General features: G+C 64.6%; 2 protein-coding genes and 1 pseudogene. 1 reads left to right on the forward strand and 2 read right to left on the reverse strand.

Annotation, left to right across the window (positions count from 1 at the left end):
- Positions 1-323, reverse strand: a pseudogene (locus I71_RS09240) (chemotaxis protein CheZ); the annotation flags it as partial.
- Positions 324-618: 295 nt separating this feature from the next.
- Positions 619-747: a hypothetical protein gene (locus tag I71_RS40555; RefSeq protein WP_280109863.1), complete on the reverse strand. Its 129-nt coding sequence runs from the start codon at positions 745-747 to the stop codon at positions 619-621.
- Between the two features lie 361 nt (positions 748-1,108).
- On the opposite strand from I71_RS40555, the gene I71_RS40560 reads away from it, so the two are divergent.
- On the forward strand, positions 1,109-1,382 hold a 274-nt coding region (locus tag I71_RS40560; protein ID WP_199902140.1), incomplete at its 3' end, for a patatin-like phospholipase family protein.

Below are 1,382 nucleotides of genomic sequence, written 5' to 3' on the forward strand. Positions count from 1 at the left end.
GCGAAGGTCCCCTTTTCCGTCGCACCGATCACCGCGTCCAGCTCGTCGGTGGCGGTGCGGATATGCTCGTCGCGGATTTCGGCCGGCTGGAGCGCGGCGATCTCCTGCTTCGCGGTCTCGATGTATTTGGCGAGATCCACGACCTCCTTGTACAGGCGCAGGTCGGTGGCGGAGATGTCGCCGTCCATGCTGCCCAGGATGTTGCGGACGATGTCCGTCACCTCGTCGCGCGACAGCGGCTGTGCGGCTTCCGCGAAAGCGGTGTCGAGGCGCTGTCTCAGGAGCTTCTGTTCCGTCACGGCGGATTGAGCGGAAAAGGTCATCGGGCGTGTCCAGCGAAAGGGGCAGGGCCTTGGCGAAATATGCCGGATCCTCCCCGGTTCACGCCCTCCAGCGAGCGCACCGTCGGTGCCATCCGAGGGCGGAGGTTCGATGCTCCGACCGCTTGTGGCGCCCAACCGTCCCAGGAACTGTCCGAGCCGACCAAGCCTATGGCGCGAGGGTTAAGAGCCCGTAAAGATGCCCCTGCGCCGTGCCCTGTCTTCACACCGGAGTTGCCGGCATATCACACTGTGGCCAACGCAGCCACATTGGCGCGGGCCTGGAGGGAGCGGAGGATCAGAACAGACCGGCGGCAGCCGGCGCACCCAGAAGCGCGATCAGGACCAGCACGGTGATGGCAACCAGCCGTTCGGTCGGCGACCAGCGTTTCCAGTCTCTTCTGAAGCTTTTCAGTTCGTCCGCCATGACAAACCTTCCGGGTTCGAGAACTACATTGCAACGCAACGAAACTGCATCCGGTCCAGTTGACGCATGGTTAAAATCGACATCCGGTGCGATCATCTCCGGCCACTGGCACAGAAATGCCACAGTCACGGCCTCCGGACCTCTGATCCAGGTCAAAGATCGGCCAAATTGTCGACATTTCCCAATTCGCGGGCGGCGATGAACCACGCTCCGGCGGTGTGCCACTTACGGCCGCTTCCGACACCGGCCGGTAATGCCTAGATGATACGCTCTAGATCAAGCCTCCGATGCCGGAGGCATCTGGCCTCCGATGCCGGAGGCATCCGGCCTCCGATGCCGGGGGCACCGATGGGAGATGCGGATGGCGAAGGGAACCGACCTGAAGATCGGGCTTGCGCTGGGCAGCGGCGCGGCGCGCGGCTGGGCGCATATCGGCGTCCTGCGCGCCCTGGAGGAGATCGGGATCAAGCCCGACATCATCTGCGGCACCTCCATCGGCGCTGCGGTGGGCGCCGCCTACCTGACCGACCAGATGGACGAGCTTCAGGCCTGGGCGCAGAAGATGGGCTGGCTCGGCATGCTCGGCATCATCGACCTCACCTTCCGCCGGGGCGGCCTGGTCGCCGCCGAAAGGC

The organism is Azospirillum sp. B506 (assembly GCF_000333595.1).
In the GTDB taxonomy this organism is placed as follows: domain Bacteria; phylum Pseudomonadota; class Alphaproteobacteria; order Azospirillales; family Azospirillaceae; genus Azospirillum.

Excerpts from the sequence above, each read along its gene's own strand:
- I71_RS40555 (WP_280109863.1), bottom strand. The coding sequence starts at position 747 with ATGGCGGACGAACTGAAAAGCTTCAGAAGAGACTGGAAACGCTGGTCG.